The organism is Mesorhizobium sp. P2_B11, assembly GCF_056404855.1.
On sequence record NZ_JBFUDF010000012.1, the window covers coordinates 78,391 to 104,897 of the forward strand.

The window sequence follows — 26,507 nt, forward strand, 5'->3', positions numbered from 1 at the left end:
CACAGGCTGATTTGTTGTTTGACCCCCACCCCGCCGCTAAAGCGGCGACCCTCCCCACAAGGGGGAGGGTGGGAGCTCACGCCATCGCGTGGCGATAATTGGCCGAATAATGCCCGGTCAGGTGATGCTCGAGCTGACGCTCTATGTCGGTCAAGAGGCTCGAGGCGCCGAAGCGGAACAGATCCGGTTCCAGCCATGGCCGTCCGAGCTCTTCCTTCATCAGCACCAGCCAGTCGAGCGAAGCCTTGGCGGTGGAAATGCCGCCGGCCGGCTTGAAGCCGATGAGAAAGCCGGTCTCCTCGAAATAGGCCCTGATGGCGCGGACCATGGCGAGGCCAACGGGCAGCGTTGCGTTGACGCTTTCCTTGCCGGTCGAAGTCTTGATGAAATCGGCGCCCGCCATCATCGCCACCATCGAGGCCAGCATGACATTGCGCAGCGTGGCGAGGTCGCCGGTGCCCAGAATGACCTTCAAATGCGCATCGCCACAGGCTTCGCGCATCGAGACGATCTCGTTGTAAAGCTCCTGCCATTTGGCGCCGAAGACCAGGCCGCGCGGGATGACGACGTCGATCTCGTCGGCGCCGTCGCGCACCGAAGCCTCGATCTCCTGCAGGCGCGTCGACAGCGGTGCGAGGCCGTGCGGGAAGGCGGTGGAGACGGCGGCAACATGGATGCCGGTGCCGCGCACGGCGTCCACGGCGGTGGCGACGAAAGGATGATAGACGCAGACCGCGGCCGGGCGGATTTTTTCGCCTTCAATGCCGAGGCCTTCGACGATGTCGCGGCGGAACGGGTTGATCGCCTTGGCGCAGAGCCGGCGCACGCGCTCTTCGGTGTCGTTGGAATTCAGCGTCGTCAGGTCCATGCAGGCCACGGCGCGCAGCAGCCAGGCGGCCTGGTTGTCGGCCTTGATCGAGCGCCTTTTGGTCAGGCTGGCGACGCGGCGCTCCAGCGCCGAGCGGTTGACGGAACGCACCGATTCCATAAAGCCGAGGTCGAGCCGCATGCCGGTGTTGCGGGCAATGCTGTGGCTTTGCGGCACGGGCGTGTTGGCGGCCGCGCGCGCCGGCAGTGGCGTAACCTTGGACGCGCCGAGATCGGCTTCGCGGATTGTGCTGCTCATCTCCTGCCCTTTCGCTCGACGATTTTTGCGTCGTGATGCGTGTCGTTCCTCCGAACCCAATTGTGGTTTGGGGCAACACGCACCGAAGATAGCCCGTGAAGCATCGCTTCACGAGTCCTTCAAACCGTCATAGCGGAAAAAGGCGGCGAAAGCAGCTGAATTTTGACCGTATGGTCAAAACGCCGATACGAGAGAGGGCGGCGCCGAAGCGCCGGCCGTTCTCAGCCGACGAAAGCGCGCTCGACGACGAAAGTCGAGGGATGGCTGAGCGAGCCCTCGTGGAAGCCGAGGCTTTCGGCCAGCTCCTTGACGTCCTTCAGCATGTGCATCGAGCCGCAGATCATGATGCGGTCGGTTTCCGGATTGAGCTTCTCGATGCCGAGATCGCTGTAGAACTTGCCGGAGCCGATCAGCGCGGTGATGCGGCCCATGCGGCCGGATTCTTCGCGGGTCGTCGAATTGTAGAGGGTGACGCGGCCGGTGGTCAGTTCGCCGATCAGCGGATCGCTTTCAAGCGCCGACACCAGCTCCTGGCCGTAGACCAGTTCGGCATTGTCGCGGCAGGTGTGGGTGAGGATGAGCTGGTCGAACTTCTCATAGGTGTCGGGGTCGCGCAGCAGGCTGGCGAAGGGCGCAATGCCGGTGCCGGTCGAGATCATGAACAGGCGTTTTGCGGGCGTCAGCGCGTCGACGACCAGCGTGCCGGTCGACTTCTGGCGCATGATGACGGTGTCGCCGACCTGGATCTTCTGCAGTTCCGAGGTCAACGGGCCATCCGGCACCTTGATCGAGAAGAATTCCAGCTCTTCGTCCCAGGCCGGGCTCGCCACCGAATAGGCGCGGTAGACCGGCTTTTCGGCATTGGGCAGACCGATCATGACGAACTCGCCGGAGCGGAAGCGCAGCGACTGCGGACGGGTGATGCGGAACGAGAACAGGCGGTCGGTGTAGTGCTTCACCGATACGACGGTTTCGGCATAGACATTGGCCGGTATAGGGAACTGCAGCGGACGGGCGCCGGCGGTGTTGAATGCGGATGTGGTGTTCATCAAATCCAACTCAGTCTTGCCCACTCACATATGCGGGCGCCAAACCATTTCCTGCGCGCCCGGACCATTCAGGTCCCGGCGTGCTGTTCACACACTCGAAAGCGGTAAGCTCTTGTGTCCCAAATTTATTAGTATACAAACGATATTTGTGTCAAGATACCACGCTAAAACAGCTTTCCAAACTGCGGCGCATTCGTAGTCCTGCCATTTCGGGTTTCGACAATGAAAGAGAATTTTTCGGTGCAACAGCCGGATTCCGGGGGTAACGTCGTTGCCGGCATCGATGTTGGCGGAACGTTTACCGACCTCATTTTGATCGACGGAAAAGATGGCGGAAAGGTGCATATCGCCAAGACGCCGACCACGGTCGACAACCAGGCTTTCGGTGTGGTTTCAGCGCTCGGCGCCACCGGCTTTGCCATAGACGGCATCGACCTGATCGTGCACGGCACGACCACCACCACCAATGCGGTGCTGGAGCGCCGGCTGGCGAAAACCGGCATGATCACCACACGCGGATTTCGCGATGTGATCGAGCTTGGCCGCCGCACCCGGCCTCAGCCCTACGGCATGACCGGCAGCTTCGTGCCGATCATCCCGCGCGATCTCAGGCTCGAAGTGTCGGAACGCGTCGAGGCGTCGGGAGCGGTGCGCACGCCGCTGGACGAGGAAGAGATGCGCGCGGCGGTGAAGGCGTTGGTCGACCTCGGCTGCGAATCCCTGGTCATCCATTTTCTGCATTCCTATGCCAACCCTGCGCATGAGCGGCGCGCGGCCGAAATCGCCGCCGAGATCTGGCCGAACGGCTACATCACCACGGGCCATGCGCTGCTGTCGGAAGCGCGCGAATTCGAGCGCGGCGTGACCGCCGCAGTCAACGCTTCGGTGCAGCCGATCCTCGAGCGCTATGTCGAGCGGCTGCGCAAAGAATTGGCGGCCAAAGGCTATGCCCGCGACTTCCTGATCATGAACGGCAATGGCGGCATGATCTCGGCCCGCTTCGTCACCCGCGAATCGGCCAAGACCGTCATGTCGGGCCCGGCCTCAGGCGTCATCGCGGCCGCCTATACCGGGAAACGCGCCGGCTTCGAAAACCTCGTCACCTACGACATGGGCGGCACCTCGACCGACGTGGCGCTGATCCGCAACGCCGAGCCCGCTGTCTCCAACGAGATCGAGATCGAATATGCCATGCCGATCCATGTGCCGATGGTGGCGGTGCACACCGTCGGCGCCGGCGGCGGCTCGATCGCCCGCGTCGATGCGGCCGGGCTGATCCAGATCGGCCCGGAAAGTGCCGGCGCCAATCCCGGCCCGATCTGCTATGGCCGCGGCGGGCTGGAGCCGACCATCACCGACGCCAATCTGGTGCTTGGACGGCTGGCGCCGAAGAAACTGCTGGCGGTCGAAAATCCGGTTACCGTCGAGCGCGTCACCGGCATCTTCGAAGAAAAAATCGGCAAGGTCACCGGGCTCTCCGGTGTCGAGGCGGCGGGCGCAATCCTGCGGCTCGGCAACATGAAAATGGCCGGCGCCATCCGCATGGTTTCGGTGTCGCGTGGCCATGATCCGCGCGATTTTGCGCTGTTTGCCTTTGGCGGCGCCGGACCGCTGCACGCATCCGCTCTGGCGCGCGAACTCGGCCTGCCCCGCGTGCTGGTGCCGGCGCGGCCCGGCATCACCAACGCGCTCGGCTGCGTCGTCGCCGATCTGCGCCACGACTTCGTCAACACCATCAACCAGCCGGTGGCTGTGCTCGATGAATCCCAGCTCCATGCGGTATTGGAACGGCACCGAAACGAAGGTGAAGAGCTGATCGGCAAGGAAGCCGTGAAGCCGGAGACGATCCGCGTCACCCATTCCGCCGACATGCAGTTCGTCGGCCAGACCCACATCATCAACGTGGCGCTGCCGTCGTCATCGGTGACACGGCAAGAGTTGCAGGCACTGTTCGAAAAGGCCTATTTCGCCCGCTTCAAGGTCGAACTGCCGGAGATCCGCGCCAACCTCGTCAATCTCAACACCTCGGTCACCGGCGTGCGGCCGGCGATCGACCTGTCGCGGCTGATTGACCCGGCTGGACGCGCCAAGACGCTTGACGAGGCGCTGCGTGAGATCAGGCCGGTCTGGTATGCCGGAAAGTGGCACGACACGCCCGTCTATGCACGTGAAAAACTGCCACTCGATGCCGTCATCGAAGGGCCGGCGATCCTCGAACAGATGGACGCGACAACCGTGCTTGAACCCGGCGACCGCGCAAGGTCGGACGCCGACGGCAACATCATCATCGACATCGACGAGGCCTGAGATGCAAAAGCTCGACGCCATCACGCTTTCGGTGCTGCAGGCGGCTCTGCAGCAGGTTTGCGACGAGATGGACCTGACTTTTTCGCGCGCTGCGTTTTCGCCTGTCATTGCCGAGGCCAATGACCGCTCCGACGGCATCTATTCGGCGGTCGATGGCTCGCTGATCGCGCAAGGATCACAAGGCCTGCCGGTGTTCGTCGGCGTCATGCAATATTCGACCAAGACGGTGATCGAGATGATCGCCGACGGCCGCTGCCTGGCGCCGGAACCGGGCGACATCTACATCGTCAACGATCCCTATCTCGGCGGCACGCATCTGATGGATGTGCGCTTCGCCATGCCGGTCTATCGCAACGGCAAGATATTTTGCTGGCTATCGAATACCGGGCACTGGCCCGATATTGGCGGCTCGGTGCCAGGTGGTTTCTCCGCGTCCGCCACCGCCGTCGAACAGGAAGGGCTCAGGCTGCCGCCGGTCAAGCTGTTCAAGAAGGGTGTGCTCGATACTGAAATCTACGCCATCATCTGCTCCAACATCCGTGTCGCCGACCAACGTATCGGCGATATCCGAGCGCAGGCCGCCGCACTGTTGATCGGCCAGGACCGGCTCAATGGAATCCTGGATCGTTACGGCGACGAAACCGTTGTCGAGGCGATCGCCGAACTGCGCCGCCGCGCTGCCGAGCAGATGCGCGCCAACATCTCCGCCATTCCCGACGGCACCTACAGCTCCACCGCCTTTGTCGATTCCGACGGGGTGGTCAACGAGCCGCTGACCATCGCGCTTGCCGTGGAGAAAAAGGGCGACACGCTGACCTTCGATTTCGCCGGCTCATCAAAGCCCTGCGCCGGGCCGATGAACAGCGTGCTGGCGACGACACTGTCCTCGGTCTACCTCGCCATGCGCCATATTTTCCCCGACGTGCCGATCAGCGCCGGGGCTTTCGAGCCATTGATCGTCAAGCGGCCGGAAGGCACCTTCCTCGACGCAAAGTATCCGCGTCCGGTTTCAGGCTGTGCGGCCGAAGTGTCGCAGCGCATCGCCGAAGCGGTGTTCGCCGCAATGGTGCAGGCATTGCCGGAGAAGGTGACCGCGGCGCCGGCCGGCTCCAGCGGCAATTTCGCGCTTGGCGGCAACGACCCGGCACGCGGCCGCGACTACGTGATGTACCAGATATCCGGCGGCGGCTATGGCGGCAATTCCGGCCATGACGGGCTGACCAATGGCTGCTCGACCATCGGCATATCGAAATCGCCGCCGGTCGAGATCATGGAGCAGGCGTTTCCCGTGCTCTACCGCCACTATGCCTTGCGCGAAGGCTCGGGCGGCGCCGGCAAGCAGCGCGGCGGTTTTGGCCTGGCCTATGAGGTCGAGATCCTGCGCGGCGAGGCGCGCGCGTCCTTCGTCATGGATCACGGCCGCTTCGGCCCGCAAGGCGCGCTCGGCGGCAAGGACGGCGCCCCCAACACGGTGACGGTGTTCCGCGGCGGCGAAGAACATGTGCCGCCGCATTTGTCCAAGGAACAGGACATCGCGCTCAAGGCCGGTGACCGCGTGCGCGTCGGCACGCCGGGCGGCGGTGGCTATGGCGATCCGGGAGAGCGCGATCCAAAACTGGTCGCCGAGGATGTCCGGCTTGGCTATTATACGGCAGAGCAAGCCAAGGACCTGTTCGGGGCCAAATGAGCTCGACGGCGGTGGCGTCGTCGAGAACCCATCCAATCATCAAGTCTGCAGCTTCGCCTTCAGCGCGTCGGCGAATTTCTGCGCGATCTTCTTGAAGCCTGCGGGATCGGGATGCAACTCGTTGGCCCAGTCCGCCGGCTTCAGCGTGCCTTGCGTGTCGACCAGATGGAAATTGTTGTTGGGATCGTCGGCGAGACGTTTGACGGTATCGCGGAACGCCGCCAGCGCGTCATGAACGATGACCGTGCCTTTGGCCACCGACCAGTTGCAGAAATCGAGTGACGGCTTCAGCCATGGACCGACGCAGGACGGATGCGCCCCGTTCGGGATCGGAAAGTCATAGCAATGGCCGAAGATCGGCACGCCGGGTGCGACGCGGTTGCGCAGCGCGAACAGATCGAGATAGCAGGCCTCGACCATGCCGAGCGCCTTGGTGAAGCGGTCCTTGTTCAGCCCGGCGGCGTGGCCGTCGTTGAAGTCGAGAAAGATGCAGAACTGGTCGCCGGCAATGTCATTGCCGCCGGCCGAGAACAGGATGGCGTCGGGCTTGCCGTTCAGCCAGTTCGCCTTGTTGCGCAAGGCTGAAATCATCCGTTGCTGCTTGGGCAGCGACATCTCGTCGGTCGCCGCATCGCCGTGGTGGGCGAGGTTGAGAATGGTCGGTGGCATCGAGCCGATGCGGCGCAGCTGCGCGATCACGTCGGTGTCGACGAAGGGAAATCCGTTGCCGGTCAGCGGATAGTCGAACCAGGAATCGCCCTGCGCCAGCATCACCAGCGGACGGTTGGCGACGGCCGCCTCGAGATTGCCGGCGCTTTCTATTGCGGTTTCGAGCCGCTCGATGTTGGCCTGGTGGACCTTGATGCGCTTGGCGATGTCTTCGTCGATGCGCCGTTGCGCGGCTTCCTGCACGAATTCCTGCTGGCCGTCCATCGAGGTCCTCCCGAAACCGTCTGCGACGAGCTTAACATCCGCCAATGCATCTGATCGATCTGTAATTTAGCTCACGTTGAGATTTGCCGCGCCGTGATCGCCGCAGAGCATGTCGTTTCCGTCTCCGCCATGAACCCCAAAGACCGTAGACTTCTCTAGTCAACGGGGAACCAGAACATGCGTCTTTTCAGCCATTTCGTGCTTGCCGCTTCGACCGCTCTGCTGCTTGCCACAGGTGCTGCCTCTGCCGAGAAACTCAGGATCGGCACCGAGGGCGCCTATCCGCCCTTCAACTATGCCAATTCGGACGGCACGCTGGGCGGTTTCGACATCGACCTCGGCAAGGCGCTGTGCGCCGAGATGAAGGCCGAGTGTGAATTCTCCGTGCAGGATTTCGATGGGTCGATACCGGCGCTGCAGGCTGGCAAGTTCGACGCCATCATCAACATCACCATCACGCCGGAACGGGCCGAGAAGGTCGAGTTCACCCACAAATATTACCAGACGCCGCCGGCAATCGCGGTGCCGAAGGATTCGACCATCGCCGGAACGTCGCCCGACGATCTGAAGGGCAAGGTGCTGGGCGTGCAGAGCGCCACCATCCACCAGAACTTCGCCGAGAAGAAATATTCGGGCTCGACCGTGAAGGCCTATCCGACCGGCGACGACGCCCGCACCGACATGGCCAATGGCCGCCTCGATGCGATGATGGACGGCTCGATCATCCTGACCGAGTGGCTGAAGAAGCCCGACGGCGCCTGCTGCAAACTGCTCGGCACGCTGACCGCCGATCCAGCCATTCACGGCCCCGGCGTCGGCATTGCGCTGCAGAAGGGCAACAAGGAGCTGGCCGACAAGTTCAATGCGGCGATCGACGCACTGCGCGCCAACGGCAAGTACAAGGAAATCAACGACAAGTATTTTTCCTTCGACGTCTACGGCAGCTAATCGCCTCCCAGGCCTGACCCTCGGCAGCGCCATCCGGCGCTGCCGTTTTTCTTTGATGATGGAGAACTTTCTTGGTTGAGCGGCGCTCCCCCTTCTACAACAGCATCGTTGGGCTCGGCGCCACGATGGGCCGGGTCGGCGGCAACTTCGTCTCGGCCAAATATTATTCCGGCATCGCCGACGAGCACCTGAACACGCGCAAAAATGTCGGCGTGCAGGACCTCAGCACCATGGGCAAGATGGACATCAAGGGGCCGGAAGCCGAGGCGCTGGTCAACCATGTCATCGTCAACGATGCCGCCGCGATGAAGCCGGGCCAGGTGCGCTATTCCACCGTCTGCCGCGAGGATGGCGGCATCATGGACGATCTCACCGTGTTCCGGCTGGGGCCGGAGCATTTCATGCTGGTGACCGGCTCGGTCAACCGGCTGAAGATGCTGCCCTGGCTGCAGCAGCATGCGCAGGGTCGTAAGGCCTATGTCACGGACATCACCGCGGCCGTCGCCTTCCCGACCATACAGGGGCCGCGCTCGCGCGAGTTGCTGAAGGCGTTGGTGTCGGATGCCGATCTCGACGGACTGAAGCGCTGGGCGTTCACCGCGGGCCAGGTCGGCGAGACCAAGGTGCTGATCTCACGCACGGGCGTGACCGGCGAGCTCGGATTCGAATTGTTCGTGCCGGCCGACGAAGCGGCCTCTGTCTGGGACACGCTGATGCGAACCGGGCCCGATTTCGGCTTAAAACCCTATGGCGTGCTGGCGATGTTCACGCTCGGGCTGGAGAAAGCCTATCCGGCGCATGGCATCGACATGGATGAGAGCCGCACGCCGTTCCATGTCGGGCTCGATCGCTGGATCAAGTTCGACAAAGGCGATTTCATCGGCCGCGACGCGCTGCTCAAGATCCGCGACAAGGGGCTCGACGAACGCTGGACCGGATTGATCCTCGACGGCGACAGACCGGCCGCGACAGACGCCAGGGTTTTGGCCGATGGCGAGGACGCCGGTGTCGTTACCTACAGCGACCACGGCTACACGCTGGACAAGGTGCTGGCGACGGCGCATTTGCGGCTGCCGTTCACCGCTATCGGCACGGAGCTCAGCATCGACATCGACGGCAAGCCGACCCGCGCGGTTGTGGCGCCGATGCCGTTCTTCGATCCCGAAGGCGCTCGACTGCGCGCCTAGGCGAGTTTCGCGAGCAATCGCATAAACGTGGCGGCCTCTTTGGCCGTCAGTGGCGCCAGCGTTTCCTGTGTGATGGCGCGGGCCAACGGGATCAGCCGTTCGATCGCCTCGCGTCCCTCCGGTGTCAGATTGACCAGCAACCGCCTTTTGTCGACCTCGTGCTTGGTGAGATCGACCAGGCCGCGTGCCTTCAGCCGGTCGATGACGCCCTTCACCGTCGCCGCATCCATGGCGATCAGCGTGCCCAACTGGTTCTGCGAGGTCTCGCCGACATCGTGCAGCTTGGCGAGTGCCGCAAATTGCGGCGGCGTCAGGTCGCCTATCTGCGAGGCGAAGATCGAGACATGGCGCTGATGCGCCTTGCGCAGGATGAAGCCGACCTGCTCCTGCAGGCGGTAGTCATTGTCGTCAGGCTCTTCGGCCTCGACCAGTTTCAGAAGATTGTCCCCGCCACTCATCGCAAGCCGTCCCAGGCCTTGATGTCGCCAACCGCGAGGCCGCCCATGCGATCGTGCACGCGTGGACCGCAGCTCATGGCGAGGCAGAACAGAATCTCGTCGGGACGCGGCCCGTCGCTGAGGCCGACCTCCATGGCGTCGAAATGGCTGCGCACATAGGCAGCGTTGGTGTGGCCGAGAGGCACGTCGAGCCGCGAGCCGAAAGCGCCGACCTTGGTGGCCGACGGCACGATCGCCTTGGCGTCGCCGAGCCGCTCGCGCATGGCGTAACCGCCGGGCACATGCCACAGCGCGCCATGCTCAAGCTCACCCGACGAGCCGACGATGGTGCCCTTGCCGTAGGCGTCGATCTGCTTGATGTCACCGCCCAATGCGGCAATGAGCTTGTCGGTGAGCAGCAGTCCGAGCGGCTTCAGATCGTCCATGGCGCTCTGCAGGTCCTCCACATAGCGGCCGGCGAACGGGTTTTTCACCAGCGCCACAGCCGCGGCGCGGCGGCGCGGCGCGGCCGGGGCCGGCCCGCCATCGTGAAAGATCTCTTCGGTCAGGACCGCGATCTTGCGGATCGGAAACTCAGGCATGGGCAACTTCCTTCCCAGGACTTTTGTTGGGCGCGGCAAGCGCCATGGAACCACTGATGCGGGCTTCGCCGCCAAGAAACAGCGCCGATGCGGCGATCAGGCCGCGCCGGCGAAAATCTTCTGCGACGGCAAGGCCATTGTCCAGCGCCCGCTCCACGTCGCCACGGGCAAGCGTGCCGACGGCTTGCGTCACCAGCCGCGCGCCGAGATCGCTGTCGGGTGCAAGATCCTGTGCGGGAACGCGCTTGATGGCAGGGTTGCCGGGCAGGTCGACGGCGTTGGCAATGAGCGTCGCAGCCGCATCGGCCTCGGCGCCGGTGCGCGCCAGCACGGTGACGGCGTCGGCAATGCCCAGCGAAAACGAGCGGCCGCGCCAGCCACTGGTGGCGACGCCGCCTACATTGTCTGCCGAGCGAATGGTGATGCGGTCGGCCATACCGTTGCCGGTGCCGGCGATCGCCAGGTTCATCGACTGGCCGTTGCCGATATGGAGCGCGCTGTCGCCGCCATTGTTGACATAGGCGCGATCGAGCTTGCGGCCGGCCAGCAATGCGGTGAGCATTTCGTCGGCTACCGACCCGGCAACGGCGGCCATCGGCGTGATGAAACATTCCGCCAAAGGCATGACGGCGGCTTCCATGCGCCGCGCTGTCGGACCGGCGAAGCTGCGCGGCGCCAGGAAAAATGCCGGGAGCCGCAGTTCGGGCAGTTCCTCGACCAGTTCGACCAGGATCGTCTGGAAGCGCGCGACGGCCTGGTCGTAGGCGGCGCGACACTCATCCGCCTCGCCAAAGGCCTCGACGATCAGGTCGATCGGTCCATGGTTGAGATGCAGGCGCTTGCCATCCTGCAGCCAGTTGACTTGCGGGCCTTGCATCACCCGGCCCCGTTCGAGCCGGCGCGCCGCAACTGCGCCAGCGGCGGCCAGGGATTTTGGGCCTTCGCGCCGGTTCCGCGGCGTGGATTGAGGTATTCGCCACCCTTGGCGACAATATCCTCGACGCTGCGGATCTCGGCCTCGTAGCCGCCCAGCCTGACATAGTCGTCGCGGCGCAAGGTGAATTCGATCGGCGCCACCAGCGCCGGGGTCGGCACATAGCCGAAGGCGCCTTCCGGCACGCGGGTGACATCGACCATCAGGGTGATGCCGCCGCCGGGCCAGACATAGACCGGTGCACCACCGACCGTCACATAGGTCTTCAGGCCTTGCACCGAGCGAGTGAGGTTGACCGGATTTTCGGTGACGCCGGCGCGCAGCGAACCGCCGGCGCCGCCGATGAACAGCACGGTGCAAAGCGCCGGCTCGCAATTGTCCTCGATCAGGCCGACCGATTTCTGCAGCCGGTCCGGGAACGGTTTTTCCACAGGCTTCAATTCGTCGTCGAGTTCGTAATAGGCGAACTGCTCGCCCGTGGTCGACACCATCAGCAGCGACAGGCCGGGGCGCGCGCCTTTCTTGGCGTTCCATTCGCCGAGGATCGACAGCGGGTCGGAGATCGAGGTACCGCCCCAGCCGAGGCCGGGTTCGGAGACCTTGAAATAGCGGCCCGGGGTCGAACGGCGGCCGATGATCTTGATGCCGGTCTCCTGCCAGTCCAGCACCTTGCCGGCCTGATGTTCGGAGACGACGCCGGTGATGTGATCGTCGACCACGACGACCTCGTCGACCAGGCCGCGCCATTGCGTGGCGAACATGCCGATGGTGGCCGAGCCGCAGCCGACGCGCATACGGTTTTCCTGCTTGCCGTCGATGACAGGTGGTTTGCCGGCTTCGACGATGATGGTGGCGCCGCCGTCGATGGTTAGTTCGACGGGCTTGCGGTTGCAAAGATTGAGCATCGCGTCGCAGGTGGCGCGTCCCTCCGCCTTGGAGCCGCCGGTCAGATGATGCACGCCGCCCAGCGACAGCATCTGCGAGCCATATTCGCCTGTCGTAACATGGCCGATCGCCTCGCCTTGCGAGCGCACGATGGCTGTTTCGGGGCCGAGATGGCGGTCGGTGTCGATCTTCACCTTGACGCCACAGTAGGAGAAGATGCCTTCGGTGACCACCGTCACCAGATCGACGCCTTCGACCTCCTGGCTGACGATGAACGGCGCCGGCTTGTAGTCGGGATAGGTGGTGCCGGCACCTATGGCCGTGACGAAGCGGCGGCCGGTGTTGACCAGTTCGCCGTCCCATTGCTCGCCTTCGGCCGTAAACGGCACGACAGCGCCGCCGGTTTCGGCCGCGTGATCGAGAATGGTCAGCGGGTCCATGCGCACGATGCGGCCGCCTGAATTGCCATAGCGGTCGCAGGCGCCGGTGCGCCCGTCGGCGATGTAGCACATGACCGGGCAGGCATCGCAGCGGATCTTCTCCGCCACCAGCTTCTCGCCGGGATCATGGGTTTCAAAGCGTTCGGCAAGCTCGCTCATGCGCGTGCCTCCTTTTCGCGGATCCCATCTTTTTCGCGAATACCAGCGCGGATGCGCGTCGGCGTCGCCGGGACCTTGGTGATGAGAACGCCGGTGGCGTGGCGGATGGCGTTGAGGATCGCCGGAGCGGTCGGGATCAGGACGTGCTCGCCGAGGCCCTTGGCGCCGAACGGTCCCTCCGGGTCGGGAACCTCGATCAATATGTGCTCGATCTCCGGCACATCGCCGATGGTCGGGATGAGATAGTCGTGCAGATTCTCGGTGCGGCCGGGGATGTATTCCTCCATCAGCGCCATGCCGATGCCTTGCGCGATGCCGCCTTCGATCTGGCCTTCGACCAGCAGCGGATTGATCGCCTTGCCGACATCGTGGGCTGCGGTGATCTTTATCAGCTTCACCGTGCCGAGCTTGAGGTCGACTTCGAGCTCGGCGATCTGCGCGCCATAGCCATAGAGGGCGTAAGGCTTGCCCTGGCCCTTGGCATCGAGCGGCAGCGTCGGCGGATCGTAGGTTTCCTCAGCACGGAAGACGAAACCGTCGGCATCGACATCGAGGGCGGCAAGATCAATGCGGCGTTTTGCTTCGCCTTCGCGGATGACGATCGTTGACCCTTCGAGCTGCAGGGCGGCGTTCTCCGAGACATTGGCAAAGCGCAGGATCTTTTCGCGCAGGGCGCGCCCGGACTTTTCCGCCGCCTTGCCGGTGACAAAAGTCTGGCGTGAGGCCGATGTTTTGCCGGCGTCCGGGCTGATCGCCGTATCGGCGCTCTTCAGCCGAAATCGTTCCAGCGGCAGGCCGAGGGCGTCGGCGCAGATCTGGGTGATGACGGTGTTGGAGCCCTGGCCGATATCGACGGCGCCTTGATGCAGGATGACCTCGCCCAGGGGTGAGATACCGACCCTGATGGTCGATGGGTTGGGCAGCGAAGTGTTGCCGCAGCCATACCAGCAGGACCCGATACCGACGCCGCGCTTTTTGCTCGTGTTGGAGGAATTGAATGTATCTGCGTCGGCCGTCGCGCGCTCCCAATGCGACCGCAAGGAGTCGAGGCACTCGAAAATACCGACGCCCGACTCCAGCCTCTGCCCGGTAACCGTTTCGGATCCGTTCCGAAGGCAGTTCTTCAGCCGGAAATCGAGCCGATCCATCTCGAGCTTGCCGGCGAGCTCATCATAGAGCGTCTCCTGCATGATCGTCGCCTGCGGCACGCCGAAGCCACGGAAGGCGCCGGAGATCGGACCATGCGTGTGGATGGCGCGGCCTTCGGCGCGGTAGTTCGGCGTCGCATAGGGGCCGGAGGCGTGCACCGGCACGCGGTTGGCGACGGTCGGGCCCCAGCTGGCATAGGCACCAGTGTTGAAATCGCCTTCGAAAACCATGCCGGTGACGTGGCCCTCGGCGTCGGTGCCGATGGTCGCCTTCATCTCGGAGGGATGGCGCTTGGTGGTCGACATCATGGATTCGTTGCGCGTGTAGGCGAGCGCCGCCGGCCGGCCGGTCTTCAACGCCACGAGGCCGATCAGGGGCTGCAGCGAAACGTCGAGTTTCGAGCCGAAACCGCCGCCGGTCGCGGTCGGCACGATGCGCACCTTGTCGACGGGCAAACCAAGCACTTTGGCCGTATCGTCGCGGTCCATGTAAGGCGCCTGCGTGCAGGCGACGACGACCAGCGTATCGCCATCCATATAGGCGTGGCCGGCTTCCGGCTCGATATAGGCGTGCTCGACATAGGAGGTGTCGATGGCTCCGGTCGCGGTGACGGCAGCGCCGGCAAGAGCCGCCTCGGGGTCGCCGCGCTCGACAAAGCCCTTGGTCAAAAGGTTGGCCGGACGGTTCGGATGGATCAGCGCGGCACCTTCGGCCTGCGCGTCGCCGGGCTGCAGAAAATGCGGCAGTTCGGTCCAGCGGACCGGAAAATCCGACAAATCGAGATCGAGCATCGCCTCGCGCTCGCCGGCGACCAGCGCCACAGCCTCGCCGCGCAGACGGGCAAAGCCCTCGGCCAGCGCCGGCTGGTCGGCAAACGGGCCGATGACGCCGAAACAGTTCTTTCCCGGAATGTCGGCGGCGGTGAAGACACCGACGATGCCGGGATGCGTCTTTGCCCAGCTGTCGAGATCACCGAAGGCGAAGCCGGCGTGATAGTGCGGCGAACGGACCACCAGCACGGCCAGCGCATCGGCTGGGAAAGAATCGCCGCCGAATTTTTCAGCGCCGGTGACTTTTGGCACACCATCCAGCCGGACTGGAGAGGCACCTACGGCATTGCCCGACTGGGGCAAACGGAGATCGAGGCTGGACACCTGCAAGGAGGCATCCATCACCGCCGCGATGATCTTCCTGTAGCCGGTGCAGCGGCAAAGAATGCCGCCCAGCGCATCCTGCACTTCGACCTCGGTCGGGTTGGGTTTTGTCTCCAGCAGCGCCGTGCCTGCGACCAGCAGCGCCGGTGTGCAGATGCCGCATTGCGCCGCGCCATGCGCCAAGAAAGATGCCTGCAGCGCCGACAGGCGGCCATTGGCGAGGCCCTCGACGGTCGTTACCGACGTCCCGGCTGCGGAGGCCGCCGGCATCAGGCAGGCGCAGACGGTGTCGCCGTCGACCAGAACCGTGCAGGCGCCGCAATCGCCGGCATCGCAGCCGACCTTGGTGCCGGTCAGCTGCAATTCGTCGCGCAGAACCTGCGACAGCCGGCGCAGCGGCGGCACGTTGACCGAGACGGCCGCGCCATTGACGGCGAAAGAGATATCAGCGCGCTCAAGACCAAAGCCCGGGACGCTGTCAGGCAGAGCTTCAATCACTTCAGACCGAACCTGGCTCATGCCGCCACCATGCTGTTGTCGTTCGTCAGTCCGCAAGCTCCCAGCACGGCGCGGGCGACAAGCTCGCGCGCCGCATCGAGCCGGTATTCAGCACTGCCGCGCACATCGGCGATCGGCGACAACTCGGCCATCGGCGCGGAAAGGACCGCGTCGGCAAGTGCGGGGCCGGCAGGCTTGCCGCGCAGCATGGCCTCCACAGCGGCGAGCCGCCTGGCGACAGCCGAACAAGAGCCGACGGAAACGGCCGCTTCCGCGACAGTGCCGTTCTCGACAACGAGGCGCGCCGCCACCATGGCGATGGAAATGACGAGATAACGCCGCGCCCCGAGCTTGACGAAAGCCGAGGTGCCGGCAGAAGCGCGCTTCGGAATGCGGATGGCGGTGACCATTTCGCCGGGCAGCAAAGCGGTGCGGCGGTTGCCGAGAATGAAATCCTGCAAGGGCAGGTAGCGCGTCGCGACCGCTGAGCGCAGCTCGACCTCGGCGTCCAGCACCAGCAGGCCCGGCACGCCGTCGGCCGCCGGCGAGGCGTTGCAGAGATTGCCGGCGATCGAGGCGACATTCTGGATCTGCAGGGAGCCGACCTCGCGCGCGGCCTGCTTCAAGGCGTCGAAGGCCGCCGGCAAGGGATGGCGGACCAGATCGGTCCAGGTGGTGCGGGCGCCGACCGCCCAATGGGTTTCGGTCTCGGCGATGCCGCGCAGGCTAGCCAGGCCATTGATGTCGAGAACATTGTCGCGAAACGGCTTGGCGCCTTGGGCCGGATAGAAATCGGTGCCGCCGGCAAGCACGCGCCAGGCGCCCTCGCCGAGCAAAGCGAGCGCCTCGTCCAGCGTGGTGGGTTTCGCGTAACGGATCACGCTTTGCCTTCCAAGAGATGGGCCTTCCCAAAAAGTGGGGTCTTCCCGAAACCCCCGCCAGTGTTCAATCTGGCCAAATTCATTCGTATGCAAATGATATCAAGCTGGTGGAAATTGTCAAAGGCGGAGTTTGCGAGAACGCGGCTGCCACGCATTTGTTACGCCTCAAGAGGTTGACGCAGGCCGCCATCTGGTCAAGTTTCTGCATCCGGTCGCATCCGCGGCGTTTTTCACTCGATCCCCGCTCGAGACGAAGAAGAGGAGAGGCGCCATGGCCGACGAAGCGCTTGTTGTCATCGACCTGCAAAACGACTTCTGCCCCGGCGGCGCGCTGGCGGTTGCCGGCGGCGATGAGATCGTGCCGCTGGTCAACGATCTGATCCGGCACGCCGGGCATGTCGTGCTGACGCAGGACTGGCACCCGGCCGGGCATTCGAGCTTTGCCTCGAGCCATCCGGGGGCGCAGCCTTTCAGCGCCATCGAGATGCCTTATGGGCCGCAGACCCTGTGGCCCGACCATTGCATCCAGGGCAGCCTTGGCTCGGACTTTCATTCAGGGCTCGCCTGGACCAAGGCCGAACTGGTGATCCGCAAGGGATTTCGCCCGGATATCGACAGCTACTCCGCCTTCTTCGAGAACGACCACAAGACGCCGACCGGCCTTGGTGGCTACCTAAAGCAACGTGGCATCGACACCATCACCCTGGTTGGCCTGGCGACCGATTTCTGCGTCGCCTTCTCCGCCCTTGACGCGGTCAAGCAAGGCTTCAAGACGACCGTGCGCCTCGACGCCTGCCGCGGCATCGATCTCAGCGGCTCGGTCGAAGCGATGCTGAAGCGGATGCGCGACGCCGGGGTGAGGCTTGAAGACCCGACCGCGGACTGATCGCACAGATAGGCTTTGGGCTTGCCGGACTATTCGATCTTGGTCAGCAACAGCCCGTAATACAGCCCGTTGCCCTGAATGGATGAGTTCGAGTTGCTCTGCACGGAGCCGCCGAACGATGCCTTCAGCGATTCGATCACCAGGCTCTTCACGTCCGCGGAAGCGCCTCGCTTGAAATTGGCGGTATAGACCACGTCGGCCCTGATCGCCGCCTGGGTCTGATAGGCGATCGATTTCTCCTTGAAGCTCTCCACAATGCCCGCGCAGACAGGTCCGAGCTGCGACCGGATGTTGGCGAGATCGTCCAAGGCCAGCTGCTCGATCTTCACATTGCTGAATTTCATGGTCACGGACTCGACATTGCTCACACCGGCACTGATGCCGAGATCGGCCAGCGCCGTGGCGTCGAGCTTGAAGGTGCCGTTGAACTCGCGTGATGCGTCGGACGAGGCCGCCGTGTCGATGATCGGGGGCGGCGCATTGGTGAAATCGGGCCGGCAGAGATATTTCAACTTCAAGGGTGAGGCAAAGCCGGAGCCCTTGACCGACGTCACCAGCGAGCCTGGGCCGTAGGCCGTGGACGGCAAGGCTACGGCTTCGTAGCCGAGCTTTTGTACGGCCGCGGTCGGGGATGGCGACGGCGCTATCGGATCCGGCGTGGCGCAGCCCGCCAACACTACTGTCGCAAGGACAGCGGCAACTCTCCTGATCATGTGACACCCCCAGACTTGCCTGAAGTAATGAAGCACGGCAGGCAAAATCATGCAATGCGATTTACTTGAGTGGAGAAGACGCGCCGAAACAAAGTCGCTCGCCGTGTCTTTGCCGCTACATGGGCTGGTATCGCGACGAAGTTTTGTTCGGCCCCGATCCGCTTCTCGCACAGGCCGAGCAACCGGGGTTGCGCCGCGCGGCAGGAGCGGCCATTGATCCTTGCAAAACCGCAATCAGACCGGCAGAGGTTCCATGCGACCACCGACAGGCACAACCGCCCTCCTCGCCGGCATGTTTGTCCTGGCAACAGCGGTGGGCGCTTCGGCGGCCGAAGAGCACGGCCTGCCGGGTGCCACAATGTCGCTGTGGTGGGGGCTGCCGTTTGCCGGGCTGCTGCTGTCGATCGCCACCGGGCCGCTGCTGTTCCACCATGTCTGGGAACATCACTACGGCAAGATCTCAGCCGCCTGGGCAGCACTTGTGGTGGTGCCCCTGGCGATCGCCTTCGGCATGTCCTTGGCGAGCGAGGCGGTGCTGCACACGCTGCTCACCGAATACATGTCGTTCATCATCCTTTTGTTCGCGCTCTACACCATTTCGGGCGGCATTCTGCTTGCCGGCAACATCCACGGCACGCCGCTGGTCAATGCCGCGCTGCTGCTGGTCGGCGCGATGCTGGCCTCGGTCATCGGCACCACTGGCGCGTCGATGATCCTGATACGGCCGATGCTGCGCGCCAATGACAACCGGCCGTTCAACGCCCATGTCGTCATCTTTTTCATTTTTCTCGTCTCCAACATTGGCGGCTCGCTGACGCCGCTCGGCGACCCGCCATTGTTCGTCGGCTTCCTGCGCGGCGTCGACTTCTTCTGGACGACAGCAAATCTCTGGCGCGAGACGCTGTTCACCGGCGGCATGGTGCTGCTTGTCTTCCTGGCCATCGACATCATGCTCCACCGCCGTGAAGGCGGCGCACCGAAGATCAAGGATCCGACGCCGGACACGAAGGTGCGGATTCGCGGCCTGGCCAATCTGCCGCTGCTGGCCGGCGTCATCGGCGCTATCTTGCTGTCGGCGGCGTGGAAGCCGGGCGTGAGTTTCCCCATCCTCGGCGTCAGCCTCGAGCTGCAGAACCTGGTGCGCGACGCCATCATACTGGGGCTGGCCTTTCTGTCGCTTGTCGTCTCCCACAAGAGCCACCGCGAGGCCAACGGCTTCACCTGGGGGCCGATCGCGGAGGTGGCAAAACTGTTTGCCGGCATCTTCGTCTGCATCGTGCCGGTCATCGCCATATTGAGGGCCGGCCATGATGGCGCGCTGGCGCCGCTGGTCGCGCTGGTGACCTCGCCCACCGGCCAGCCCAACGATCTCGCCTATTTCTGGCTGACCGGCGCGCTGTCGTCCTTCCTCGACAATGCGCCGACCTATCTGGTTTTCTTTGAACTCGCCGGTGGCGATGCAAAGCATCTGATGACCGAGGCGGCCACGACGCTGGCGGCGATCTCGGCGGGCGCGGTGTTCATGGGCGCCAACACCTATATCGGCAACGCGCCCAACTTCATGGTCTACGCCATCGCCCGGCATCGCGGCGTGAAGATGCCGGGCTTCTTCGGCTATATGGCGTGGTCAGGGCTGGTGCTGGTGCCGACGTTTTTGATTGCCGGCTTTTTGTTCTTTGGCTGAGGCGGCGCGGAGCTTTACCTCCCACAAGCTACGCTATGCACAGATCTTCTGTGACTGGCGGGACTGATCGGCCCGAGGCCTTATTGCCACGTGGTTCCCCCAATCCGTCGCTGCTTCGCAGCGCCACCTTTCCCCCCTCCGGAGGGAAAGGAAGGGAGCGTTACTGGACGAGCGTCGACGGCAAAAAACTTGGCACCTTTCCTCTACCCCGTCGATCGGGGGAGAGGTGGCTCGGCGAAGCCGAGACGGAGTGGGGGTCGACCGGCGCAGCATAGGTAATGCGTTGCCAAGCAGTCATGCACGCTATGGTCAAAAGATCAGCCACTTGGATATGTGTGCATGTCGTAGAAACAAGGGGGAGGGTAATCCTTATCCCACCCCCACATAGCGCCTGACAGCTGACGGATCGGCACGTAGCGCTTCCACATCGACGGTCTCTCGGTTGCGGCCGTTTTCGATGAATGAGACGCGGTCGGCGACCGAGAGCACGGCATCGACGCGCTGCTCGACCAGGATGGTCGAGACACCAAGCTCGCGCAGCTTCACCACCGTCTCGCGGATCTTGGCGATCATCGACGGCATGAGGCCTTCGGTCGGTTCGTCGAGCAGCAGCACCTGCGGCTCCAGGCAGAGCGCACGGGCCATGGCCAGCATCTGCTGCTCGCCGCCGGACAAAGTGCCGGAGCGTTGCCGCAGCCGTTGGCGCAGCAGAGGGAAGAGGTCGAGGACATTTTCCCGCACGGCCTTGCCCTTGCCGCGCGTCATCAGGCCGATCTCGATATTTTCCGCCACCGTCATCTCGGCGAACAGCCGCCTGCCTTGCGGCACATAGGCGACGCCGGCCTTCGGCACCTCATGCGCCGGCAGGCCGGTGAGTTCCTTGCCGGCGAGCCGGATCGAACCGGCGCTGGCCGGAACAAGCCCCATGATCGCCTTCAGCGTCGTCGTCTTGCCGGCGCCGTTGCGGCCAAACAGGCACAGCACCTCGCCCCTGTTGAGCACAAGGTCGAGCCCGTAGAGTACCTGGACCTCGCCATAAAGGCAGTCGAGGCCGGAAATGGTCAGCGCCTGGGTCATTGGGGATTCGGTCTTGGGGGCTTCGGTCATGGCGCCGTCCCCAAATAGGCTTCCTGCACCTGGGTGTTGGCGCGGACCTGTTCGGGCGTACCTTCGGCGAGGATTTTGCCGGCGTTGAAGACGGTGATGCGGTCGGCCAGCTGCATGACGACGGGCATATTGTGCTCGATGATAAGCACCGTGGCGCTTTTGGCGATCTCGCGCACCAGCTCGATGAAATTGTCGATCTCGCTGTCGGCCAGCCCTTGCGTCGGCTCGTCGAGGATCAAGAGGCGCGGCTTCAGCGCCAGGCCCATCGCCACTTCGAGCAAGCGCTGGTGGCCATAGGACAACTGTCCGGCCGGCATATGGGCGCGGTCGGCAAGGCCGGTGCGCTCGAGTGCGGCCATGACGCCGGTGCGCACCGCACCCTTCGAGCGGCCGTCGGTCAGCGTGCGCTGCACCGGCAGCGCCACATTGTCGTAAGCCGAGAGATTGGCGAAGACGCTGGTGATCTGAAAAGTGTAGGCGATGCCCCGGCGCACCCTGAGATAGGCCGGCTGGCTGGTGATGTCGGCGCCGTCGAAGACGATCATGCCGGAGGATGGCTGGATGCGGCCGCTGATCAGGCTGACGAAGGTGGTTTTGCCGGCGCCGTTGGGGCCGATGACGGCGCGTATCTCGCCCGGCATCAGCTGGAAGTCGACACCGTCGACGGCGCGCAGGCCGCCGAAATTGCGCGACAGGCTTTTCGTGGTCAGCAGCGGCATCATGGCAGCCACCCGAGCCAGCGCTGGCGGATGGTGCCCAAAATGCCTTTGGGGAAAAACAGCACCAGGAGGATGAGCGCGATGCCGACGATCAACAGATAGGCGGAGGTGTAGCCGCTGGCGACGTCGATGACATAGTACATGAACACCGTGCCGATCAGCGCGCCGAGCGTCGTAGCGGCGCCGCCGAGCAGCACCCAGAGCAGCGGCAGGATGGAATACTGCACCGAAGCAAAGCTCGAGCCGACATAGCCGAACAGCAGCGCATAGGCCGCGCCCGATGCCGCGCAGATGGTGCCGGAGACGACGACGGCGATGAGCTTGTTGGAAAAGGTGTCGTAGCCGAGCATTTTGGTCCGCTCCTCGTTCTCGCGCACGGCAACCAGCACGCGGCCGTAGCGGGAGCGGACGATGGCAAGCGTGATGAGCAGCACGACCGAAAACAGCGCCAGCGCGCTCATGTAGCGGACGGTCGGGTTGGTGAGGTCGAGTGTAGCAGCGCCGAAGGTCAGGACGCGCGCCGGCTGCGGCACGACCAGGCCCTGGTCGCCGCCGGTCCAGGCGGCGAAATAGAGGATGACGAGGTAGAACACCTGCGCGAACATCATGGTGACGATCATGAAAGCAACGCCGGTGGTGCGCAGTGCGAGCAGGCCGATCACCAGCGCCAGCAGCGCGCCACAGGCGATGCCGGCGAGGAAAGCCAGCGGTACATTCCAGCCGAGATGGATGACCGACAGGCCGGCGCCATAAAGGCCGGCGGCGAAGAACATGGCATGGCCAAGGCTGAGCAGGCCGACATAGCCGAACAACATGTTGTAACCCATGGCGAACACCGCCAGCACCATGATGCGGGCGAGCAGGCCGTGATGATAGTCGGGCAGGACGAAGCTCAGCGCAAACAGCAGCGCGATGACGCCGAGATGCAGTGCATAGGCCTTTGCCGGCGAAGCTTCGCTCATCGCGACGCCTGCCCGAACAGGCCCTGCGGCCGGAACACCAGCACCATGGCCACCAGCAGTGTGGCTATGATCTTGGCTAGCGTCGGCGAGAAGAACACCGAGATGATGCCGTCGGAGAGGCCGATCAGAACAGCGGCGACGACGGTGCCGCGCAGCGAGCCGAGACCGCCGATGATGACTACGATGAAGGAGAGCAGCAGCGGGTCCTGTCCCATCAGATAGTGCGCCTGACTGATCGGCACGATCAGCACCGCCGCAATGGCCGCCAGCATGGCGCCGAGGGCGAAGACGCCGGCATAGACGCGGTCGACCGGAATGCCGAAAGCCTGCGCGGTCTCGCTGTCATACTGGGTGGCGCGCATGATGAGACCGATCCTGGTGCGTGTCAGCACCAGCCAGGTGGCGACGAGCAGCAGGGCCGAGGCGGCGACGACCGACAGCTTGTAGCCGGAATAGCCGAACCAGGGCAAAAGGATGCGGTAGCTGAAGGGCGGCTCCACCGGGCGTGCTTCCGGACCATAGAAGGAGAGCGCCAGTTGCTGGATGATGTAGAGCATGCCGATGGTGGCGACGATGGTGGCTTCCGGATTGTAATTGAGCCGGCGCAGCACCAGCCGCTCGGCGACGAGCGCAATGGCGCCGACGATCAGCGGCGCAATCACCAATGCCGCGAGAAAGCCGAGCGTGGGATGGCCGGGGATGGCTGTCGAGATAGCCCAGGCCAGCACCGCGCCGAGCATGAAGAACTCGCCATGCGCGACATTGACGACACGCATGACGCCAAACACCAGCGACAGCCCAAGCGCGGTCAGCGCCAGCACGGCTGAAGTGACGAGGCCTTCGAGGGCGGCGAGGAGAAGGTGGGGTCCGAAGTGCATGGGTTAGACACTCGCTGGCGCCAAGTGCACCCCCCTCTGCCCTGCCGGGCATCTCCCCCTCAAGGGGGGAGATTGGATGTCACTTCGGCTTTCGCCAATCGCAAACTTCGATAGGAAGTCGCCGTCGCACGAACTGCTGATCTCCCCCCTTGAGGGGGAGATGTCCGGCAGGACAGAGGGGGGTGGCTTGGCGCTCACGCTCGCTGGAGCAGCTTAGAGCGCCTGCGTCGTGTAATCCCCTTCGGCCTCGTAGAGCCCGTCCTCGATCTTGGTCTTGTGGACGACATTCAACTTGCCGCCTTCAACCTTGGAGATGTTCTGGATACCAAAACACTGGTGGATCTTGCCGTTGAAGGTCTTTGGCCCCTGCGGATGCTCCGGCCCTTCGGCGAATTCGGTCAGCGCTTCGGTCGCCTCGACCAGCTTGGCGCGGTCTTCCGGGCCCTTGTAGCCAGCGTCTTCCATCGCCTTCTTGACGACATAGAGCGTTTCCCAGCAACCGAACATGTGCGAGGCCGTGGAGACGTCCTTGGGGTCGCCGACGGCAGCGCCATTGTCGTCGATGCCGACGGCGGCGCGGTAGGCTTTTTGCGCGGCCGAGTCATTGGCCTGGGCATAGCGTGGCGAGCCTTCCCAGAAATGGCTGCCGTCCAGGAACTCGAGGCCGGGGCTGTTGATGTCGGTGGCTTCGAGCGAATCCATGAAGCCGAACAGCTGCGGCCGGTTCGAGCCGTAGAACTCGCCGAGCTCCTTGACGAAGGTGAGCACAGCCGGGCCGACCATGACGTGGTAGATGACCTCGGTTTCGGCCGGAATCTGCGGGAAATACTTGGTGAAGGAGGATTCCGTCGGCGGAATGGCGATCTGGGCGATGACCTCGGCGCCTTGCGCCTTCAGCGCCGGCGGCAGGTAGTCGCGATGGTCGTAGCCGAAGGCGAAATCGGGGAATATCTGCGTCACCTTCTTGCCGGCATTGGCGGCGATCCACGGTGCCATCGACTGGATCTGGCTTTTCACATCGGTGATGCCGGGCTGGAAGACGTAGCGGTTGAGCTTGGTCGACGCGACATGGTGGCCTTCGCTGACGACGAAATAGGGAATCTTGTTTTCGCCGGCGGCGGGCGCCGAGCCGGTCACGACATGCGAGAACAAAGTGCCGAAGACGATGTCGGTCTTGTGCTGGGTGGCGAACTTGGCGACCACTTCGGCGCCGCGGGCCGGGTCGGTGCCGTCATCCTCAATGACCAGTTCGACCGGGCGGCCATTGATGCCGCCGGCATCGTTGATCGCCTTGACCGCGGCAGCGCTGGTCTTTTCGTACCAGCGGCCATAGGCGGCGCCGATGCCGGTGCGGTGCGACTGGAAGCCGATTTTGATCGGCGCCGAGCTTTGCGCCTGGCTGTAGCGGACAAAGCCGGGCGCGAGTGCCAGGCCGGCGCCGGCGGCAAGACCTTTCAGCGCCGTGCGGCGGGAGAGCGTGGATTTGGAGAGGTCGAAAAACCCATTCTTGTCAGTCACGGCAGTTCCCCTGTTTTTGAGTTTTGACTGTCTGTAACGAGGCAAGGCCACTCCTTCTCAGGAGAGGCGGAAAATCGCATGTGTACAAACTAAATCACCAAAGCTTCGACGTGGCAAGCGGGCTTTCCCCGAAGGCATGCTCGCAGCCTTCTGTCATCCCGCCGTCGGTGTGGCCAGTAGCCAAAGCCCGAAGATCGTGTAGGCGATCATCAGCACGGTGAGCGGCAGCTGGCTGAGCGCGGCGCGCGATGGGACCGGGTGCAATCGCCAAGCCAGACCATGGGCGACGAGTACGGCCAGCATGTGGCCAGCGATGATCACCCCGGCCTGCAAGTTCCACAGCCACCAGGCCGAGTCGGCGCCGGCGACGATGCCGGCTTCGATCTGCATGTCGGCGGTGCCGAACAGGTTCCAGCCCAGCGAGAACGGGTCTGACAGAGCGGCCAGCGCATACTGGCCGTCGACCAGCAGCGCGGTCAGATAATGCGCGACATGATAGGCGAGCGCGATCGGCACGATCGACCAGACCAGCAAGCCTGCCGCCTCGCTGAGCGCATGCCCACTGCCGACAAGACGCTGACCGAGGATGACGGCCAGCATGAATGCCGCCGCCAGCAACACGAAGGTCAGCACCAGGCCGAAGCTGCCGATGCCGATCAGCGCGGTGCGGCCGGGATGTTCCAGCGGATTGATGCCGAACAGGCCGAGCCAGAAGAAGGTTTTCGACAGGCCGTCGAAAGAGACAGACGAGAGGCTGAGCAGCAGGAAAGCGATGCCGCTGGGCGGCAAGGGCGTTGCGCCGAGCAGCTTTGCGCCGGGCCAGCAGAGATTGATCCGGCCGTTGCCGTCGCGTTCGATCGGGGCGAAGCGCGCCACCATGGCGAAAAAGATCGTCAGGAATTCGCCGCGTTGGCTCCAGTTGGGATAGCCGAAGGCAAGCATGGCGATGAAGGTGAACAGCCAATAGAGGCCAGCGGCATAGGCCAGCCGGGCCGGGTCGTCGGGCGCCGGGTCGATCAGTTCGAACCAGGCGAAGGCGAAGAACAGGATGACGGCCGGCCAGCAGCCGAGCCAGGCGGGAAGGCGCGATGCCGGCGTTTCGACGTTGGAACGGCCGATCAGGCGGGAGGCGATGCGCCACGGCCCGTACCACGGGTTCAGCCACGACCAGAGGTCGCCGAGCAGGCCCTGCAGCAGGGCCAACCCAACCCAGAGCAGCGTCCAGATCACCAGGGGCATCGGGTTGGAGAGCGGGTCGCGGCTGCCGAACAGGCCGGCGGCGACGAGAAGTGCAAAGCCGGCAAAGGAGATCAGGCTGATGATTGTGCGGGGGGTGTCGGCGAATGTGAAAAGCGGGAGGCGGCGGCGCCAGAAACGGTCGAGGGCGGCAGGAGGCAGCAGGGCGAGGACCAGGAAGCTGACGGCGACGGCGAGTGCGCCGCCGGCGATATAGTAGCCGGTGGGCAGGAGGAGGACGTGGCCACGGTCGGAGGCGTGGGCGAAGGCGGGTGTGGGTGGCGCGACGCATAGGATAGCGAGCAGAAGGGCCCGCGAAAGGCGAAAGTGCTCTACGGCGCCCCCCTCTGTCCTGCCGGACATCTCCCCCACTTGGGGGGAGATCACGCTGTTGTCCTCGGAAGCTTGGCACCCTTCCTCTCCCCCGT

Annotated in this window: 22 protein-coding genes; 6 read left to right on the plus strand and 16 right to left on the minus strand. The window is 64.0% G+C overall.

Translation table 11 applies throughout. The features are described 5' to 3' along the window. Positions 1-76 precede the first annotated feature (76 nt). Both deoC and AC1DYJ_RS29635 read right to left on the minus strand, forming a co-directional pair. On the minus strand, positions 77-1,126 hold the full coding sequence (deoC, locus tag AC1DYJ_RS29630; RefSeq protein ID WP_477283027.1) for a deoxyribose-phosphate aldolase: 1,050 nt from the start codon (positions 1,124-1,126) through the stop codon (positions 77-79). Between the two features lie 221 nt (positions 1,127-1,347). After that, entirely contained in the window at positions 1,348-2,175 is an 828-nt protein-coding gene (locus AC1DYJ_RS29635) for a ferredoxin--NADP reductase (RefSeq protein WP_454587447.1), read from the minus strand. Positions 2,176-2,397: 222 nt separating this feature from the next. Here AC1DYJ_RS29635 and AC1DYJ_RS29640 point away from each other — a divergent pair, with 222 nt between their 5' ends. After that, on the plus strand, positions 2,398-4,482 hold the full coding sequence (locus AC1DYJ_RS29640) for a hydantoinase/oxoprolinase family protein (protein ID WP_477283025.1): 2,085 nt from the start codon (positions 2,398-2,400) through the stop codon (positions 4,480-4,482). Position 4,483: 1 nt separating this feature from the next. Beyond that, positions 4,484-6,169: a hydantoinase B/oxoprolinase family protein gene (locus AC1DYJ_RS29645; RefSeq protein WP_477283023.1), complete on the plus strand. Its 1,686-nt coding sequence runs from the start codon at positions 4,484-4,486 to the stop codon at positions 6,167-6,169. Between the two features lie 39 nt (positions 6,170-6,208). On the opposite strand, the gene AC1DYJ_RS29650 is transcribed toward AC1DYJ_RS29645, so the two are convergent. Then, positions 6,209-7,102: an SGNH/GDSL hydrolase family protein gene (locus AC1DYJ_RS29650; RefSeq protein WP_477283021.1), complete on the minus strand. Its 894-nt coding sequence runs from the start codon at positions 7,100-7,102 to the stop codon at positions 6,209-6,211. A 177-nt stretch (positions 7,103-7,279) separates the two neighbouring features. On the opposite strand from AC1DYJ_RS29650, the gene AC1DYJ_RS29655 reads away from it, so the two are divergent. Both AC1DYJ_RS29655 and AC1DYJ_RS29660 read left to right on the plus strand, forming a co-directional pair. Then, positions 7,280-8,050 carry an ABC transporter substrate-binding protein gene (locus tag AC1DYJ_RS29655; protein ID WP_477283019.1) on the plus strand — a complete coding sequence of 257 codons (771 nt, stop codon included), beginning with the start codon at positions 7,280-7,282 and terminating at the stop codon, positions 8,048-8,050. 71 nt (positions 8,051-8,121) lie between these two features. Then, a complete protein-coding gene (locus AC1DYJ_RS29660; protein ID WP_477283017.1) occupies positions 8,122-9,237 on the plus strand; it encodes an aminomethyl transferase family protein in 1,116 nt (371 codons plus the stop codon). Here AC1DYJ_RS29660 and AC1DYJ_RS29665 read toward each other — a convergent pair. From AC1DYJ_RS29665 to AC1DYJ_RS29690, 6 genes are read right to left on the minus strand one after another with little or no spacing between them, the layout of a single operon-like run. Then, positions 9,234-9,695: a MarR family winged helix-turn-helix transcriptional regulator gene (locus tag AC1DYJ_RS29665; RefSeq protein ID WP_181056613.1), complete on the minus strand. Its 462-nt coding sequence runs from the start codon at positions 9,693-9,695 to the stop codon at positions 9,234-9,236. The two genes, AC1DYJ_RS29660 and AC1DYJ_RS29665, sit on opposite strands and share 4 nt — an antisense overlap. Beyond that, a complete protein-coding gene (locus AC1DYJ_RS29670; protein ID WP_477283015.1) occupies positions 9,692-10,276 on the minus strand; it encodes an amino acid synthesis family protein in 585 nt (194 codons plus the stop codon). Before AC1DYJ_RS29670 ends, AC1DYJ_RS29665 begins: the two co-directional genes overlap by 4 nt. Then, positions 10,269-11,153: a UPF0280 family protein gene (locus AC1DYJ_RS29675; RefSeq protein WP_477283013.1), complete on the minus strand. Its 885-nt coding sequence runs from the start codon at positions 11,151-11,153 to the stop codon at positions 10,269-10,271. The genes AC1DYJ_RS29670 and AC1DYJ_RS29675 overlap by 8 nt, the downstream gene beginning before the upstream one ends. After that, on the minus strand, positions 11,153-12,694 hold the full coding sequence (locus AC1DYJ_RS29680; RefSeq protein ID WP_477283011.1) for a 6-hydroxynicotinate reductase: 1,542 nt from the start codon (positions 12,692-12,694) through the stop codon (positions 11,153-11,155). Before AC1DYJ_RS29680 ends, AC1DYJ_RS29675 begins: the two co-directional genes overlap by 1 nt. Further along, a complete protein-coding gene (locus AC1DYJ_RS29685) occupies positions 12,691-15,516 on the minus strand; it encodes a molybdopterin-dependent oxidoreductase (protein ID WP_477283009.1) in 2,826 nt (941 codons plus the stop codon). The genes AC1DYJ_RS29680 and AC1DYJ_RS29685 overlap by 4 nt, the downstream gene beginning before the upstream one ends. After that, positions 15,513-16,376 carry an FAD binding domain-containing protein gene (locus AC1DYJ_RS29690; protein WP_477283007.1) on the minus strand — a complete coding sequence of 288 codons (864 nt, stop codon included), beginning with the start codon at positions 16,374-16,376 and terminating at the stop codon, positions 15,513-15,515. The genes AC1DYJ_RS29685 and AC1DYJ_RS29690 overlap by 4 nt, the downstream gene beginning before the upstream one ends. Before the next feature lie 271 nt (positions 16,377-16,647). Here AC1DYJ_RS29690 and pncA point away from each other — a divergent pair, with 271 nt between their 5' ends. Next, a complete protein-coding gene (pncA, locus tag AC1DYJ_RS29695) occupies positions 16,648-17,262 on the plus strand; it encodes a bifunctional nicotinamidase/pyrazinamidase (protein ID WP_477283005.1) in 615 nt (204 codons plus the stop codon). A gap of 29 nt (positions 17,263-17,291) precedes the next feature. On the opposite strand, the gene AC1DYJ_RS29700 is transcribed toward pncA, so the two are convergent. Next, the gene (locus AC1DYJ_RS29700; protein WP_477283003.1) at positions 17,292-17,975 is read right to left on the minus strand and encodes a hypothetical protein; all 684 of its coding nucleotides are present in this window, start codon (positions 17,973-17,975) and stop codon (positions 17,292-17,294) included. A 292-nt stretch (positions 17,976-18,267) separates the two neighbouring features. On the opposite strand from AC1DYJ_RS29700, the gene AC1DYJ_RS29705 reads away from it, so the two are divergent. Beyond that, positions 18,268-19,659 (plus strand): sodium:proton antiporter, encoded by a 1,392-nt coding sequence (locus AC1DYJ_RS29705; RefSeq protein WP_477283327.1) that lies wholly within the window; start codon positions 18,268-18,270, stop codon positions 19,657-19,659. A 369-nt stretch (positions 19,660-20,028) separates the two neighbouring features. Here AC1DYJ_RS29705 and AC1DYJ_RS29710 read toward each other — a convergent pair whose 3' ends face one another. From AC1DYJ_RS29710 to AC1DYJ_RS29735, 6 genes are all read right to left on the minus strand, one after another. Continuing rightward, positions 20,029-20,736 carry an ABC transporter ATP-binding protein gene (locus AC1DYJ_RS29710; protein WP_477283325.1) on the minus strand — a complete coding sequence of 236 codons (708 nt, stop codon included), beginning with the start codon at positions 20,734-20,736 and terminating at the stop codon, positions 20,029-20,031. Between the two features lie 26 nt (positions 20,737-20,762). Then, positions 20,763-21,488, minus strand: coding sequence for an ABC transporter ATP-binding protein (locus tag AC1DYJ_RS29715; protein WP_477283001.1), 726 nt, complete (start codon positions 21,486-21,488; stop codon positions 20,763-20,765). Beyond that, entirely contained in the window at positions 21,485-22,447 is a 963-nt protein-coding gene (locus AC1DYJ_RS29720) for a branched-chain amino acid ABC transporter permease (protein ID WP_477282999.1), read from the minus strand. Before AC1DYJ_RS29720 ends, AC1DYJ_RS29715 begins: the two co-directional genes overlap by 4 nt. Further along, positions 22,444-23,325, minus strand: a complete 882-nt coding sequence (locus AC1DYJ_RS29725; protein WP_477282997.1) for a branched-chain amino acid ABC transporter permease — start codon at positions 23,323-23,325, stop codon at positions 22,444-22,446. The genes AC1DYJ_RS29720 and AC1DYJ_RS29725 overlap by 4 nt, the downstream gene beginning before the upstream one ends. A 213-nt stretch (positions 23,326-23,538) precedes the next feature. Continuing rightward, complete coding sequence (locus tag AC1DYJ_RS29730; protein WP_477282995.1) at positions 23,539-24,843, minus strand: ABC transporter substrate-binding protein; 1,305 nt, start codon at positions 24,841-24,843, stop codon at positions 23,539-23,541. Positions 24,844-24,996: 153 nt separating this feature from the next. Next, positions 24,997-26,442 (minus strand): hypothetical protein, encoded by a 1,446-nt coding sequence (locus AC1DYJ_RS29735; RefSeq protein ID WP_477282993.1) that lies wholly within the window; start codon positions 26,440-26,442, stop codon positions 24,997-24,999. Positions 26,443-26,507: the final 65 nt, after the last annotated feature.

What these genes read in the sequence shown, in the direction of transcription:
- pncA (WP_477283005.1), top strand. Translation starts at nt 16,648, where the DNA reads ATGGCCGACGAAGCGCTTGTTGTCATCGACCTGCAAAACGACTTCTGC.
- AC1DYJ_RS29640 (WP_477283025.1), top strand. Translation starts at nt 2,398, where the DNA reads ATGAAAGAGAATTTTTCGGTGCAACAGCCGGATTCCGGGGGTAACGTC.
- deoC (WP_477283027.1), bottom strand. Translation starts at nt 1,126, where the DNA reads ATGAGCAGCACAATCCGCGAAGCCGATCTCGGCGCGTCCAAGGTTACG.
- AC1DYJ_RS29650 (WP_477283021.1), bottom strand. Translation starts at nt 7,102, where the DNA reads ATGGACGGCCAGCAGGAATTCGTGCAGGAAGCCGCGCAACGGCGCATC.
- AC1DYJ_RS29675 (WP_477283013.1), bottom strand. Translation starts at nt 11,153, where the DNA reads ATGCAAGGCCCGCAAGTCAACTGGCTGCAGGATGGCAAGCGCCTGCAT.
- AC1DYJ_RS29700 (WP_477283003.1), bottom strand. Translation starts at nt 17,975, where the DNA reads ATGATCAGGAGAGTTGCCGCTGTCCTTGCGACAGTAGTGTTGGCGGGC.
- AC1DYJ_RS29645 (WP_477283023.1), top strand. Translation starts at nt 4,484, where the DNA reads ATGCAAAAGCTCGACGCCATCACGCTTTCGGTGCTGCAGGCGGCTCTG.
- AC1DYJ_RS29720 (WP_477282999.1), bottom strand. Translation starts at nt 22,447, where the DNA reads ATGAGCGAAGCTTCGCCGGCAAAGGCCTATGCACTGCATCTCGGCGTC.
- AC1DYJ_RS29655 (WP_477283019.1), top strand. Translation starts at nt 7,280, where the DNA reads ATGCGTCTTTTCAGCCATTTCGTGCTTGCCGCTTCGACCGCTCTGCTG.
- AC1DYJ_RS29735 (WP_477282993.1), bottom strand. Translation starts at nt 26,442, where the DNA reads ATGTCCGGCAGGACAGAGGGGGGCGCCGTAGAGCACTTTCGCCTTTCG.
- AC1DYJ_RS29705 (WP_477283327.1), top strand. Translation starts at nt 18,268, where the DNA reads ATGTTTGTCCTGGCAACAGCGGTGGGCGCTTCGGCGGCCGAAGAGCAC.
- AC1DYJ_RS29710 (WP_477283325.1), bottom strand. Translation starts at nt 20,736, where the DNA reads ATGACCCAGGCGCTGACCATTTCCGGCCTCGACTGCCTTTATGGCGAG.
- AC1DYJ_RS29680 (WP_477283011.1), bottom strand. Translation starts at nt 12,694, where the DNA reads ATGAGCGAGCTTGCCGAACGCTTTGAAACCCATGATCCCGGCGAGAAG.
- AC1DYJ_RS29715 (WP_477283001.1), bottom strand. Translation starts at nt 21,488, where the DNA reads ATGATGCCGCTGCTGACCACGAAAAGCCTGTCGCGCAATTTCGGCGGC.
- AC1DYJ_RS29670 (WP_477283015.1), bottom strand. Translation starts at nt 10,276, where the DNA reads ATGCCTGAGTTTCCGATCCGCAAGATCGCGGTCCTGACCGAAGAGATC.
- AC1DYJ_RS29665 (WP_181056613.1), bottom strand. Translation starts at nt 9,695, where the DNA reads ATGAGTGGCGGGGACAATCTTCTGAAACTGGTCGAGGCCGAAGAGCCT.
- AC1DYJ_RS29685 (WP_477283009.1), bottom strand. Translation starts at nt 15,516, where the DNA reads ATGAGCCAGGTTCGGTCTGAAGTGATTGAAGCTCTGCCTGACAGCGTC.
- AC1DYJ_RS29725 (WP_477282997.1), bottom strand. Translation starts at nt 23,325, where the DNA reads ATGCACTTCGGACCCCACCTTCTCCTCGCCGCCCTCGAAGGCCTCGTC.
- AC1DYJ_RS29635 (WP_454587447.1), bottom strand. Translation starts at nt 2,175, where the DNA reads ATGAACACCACATCCGCATTCAACACCGCCGGCGCCCGTCCGCTGCAG.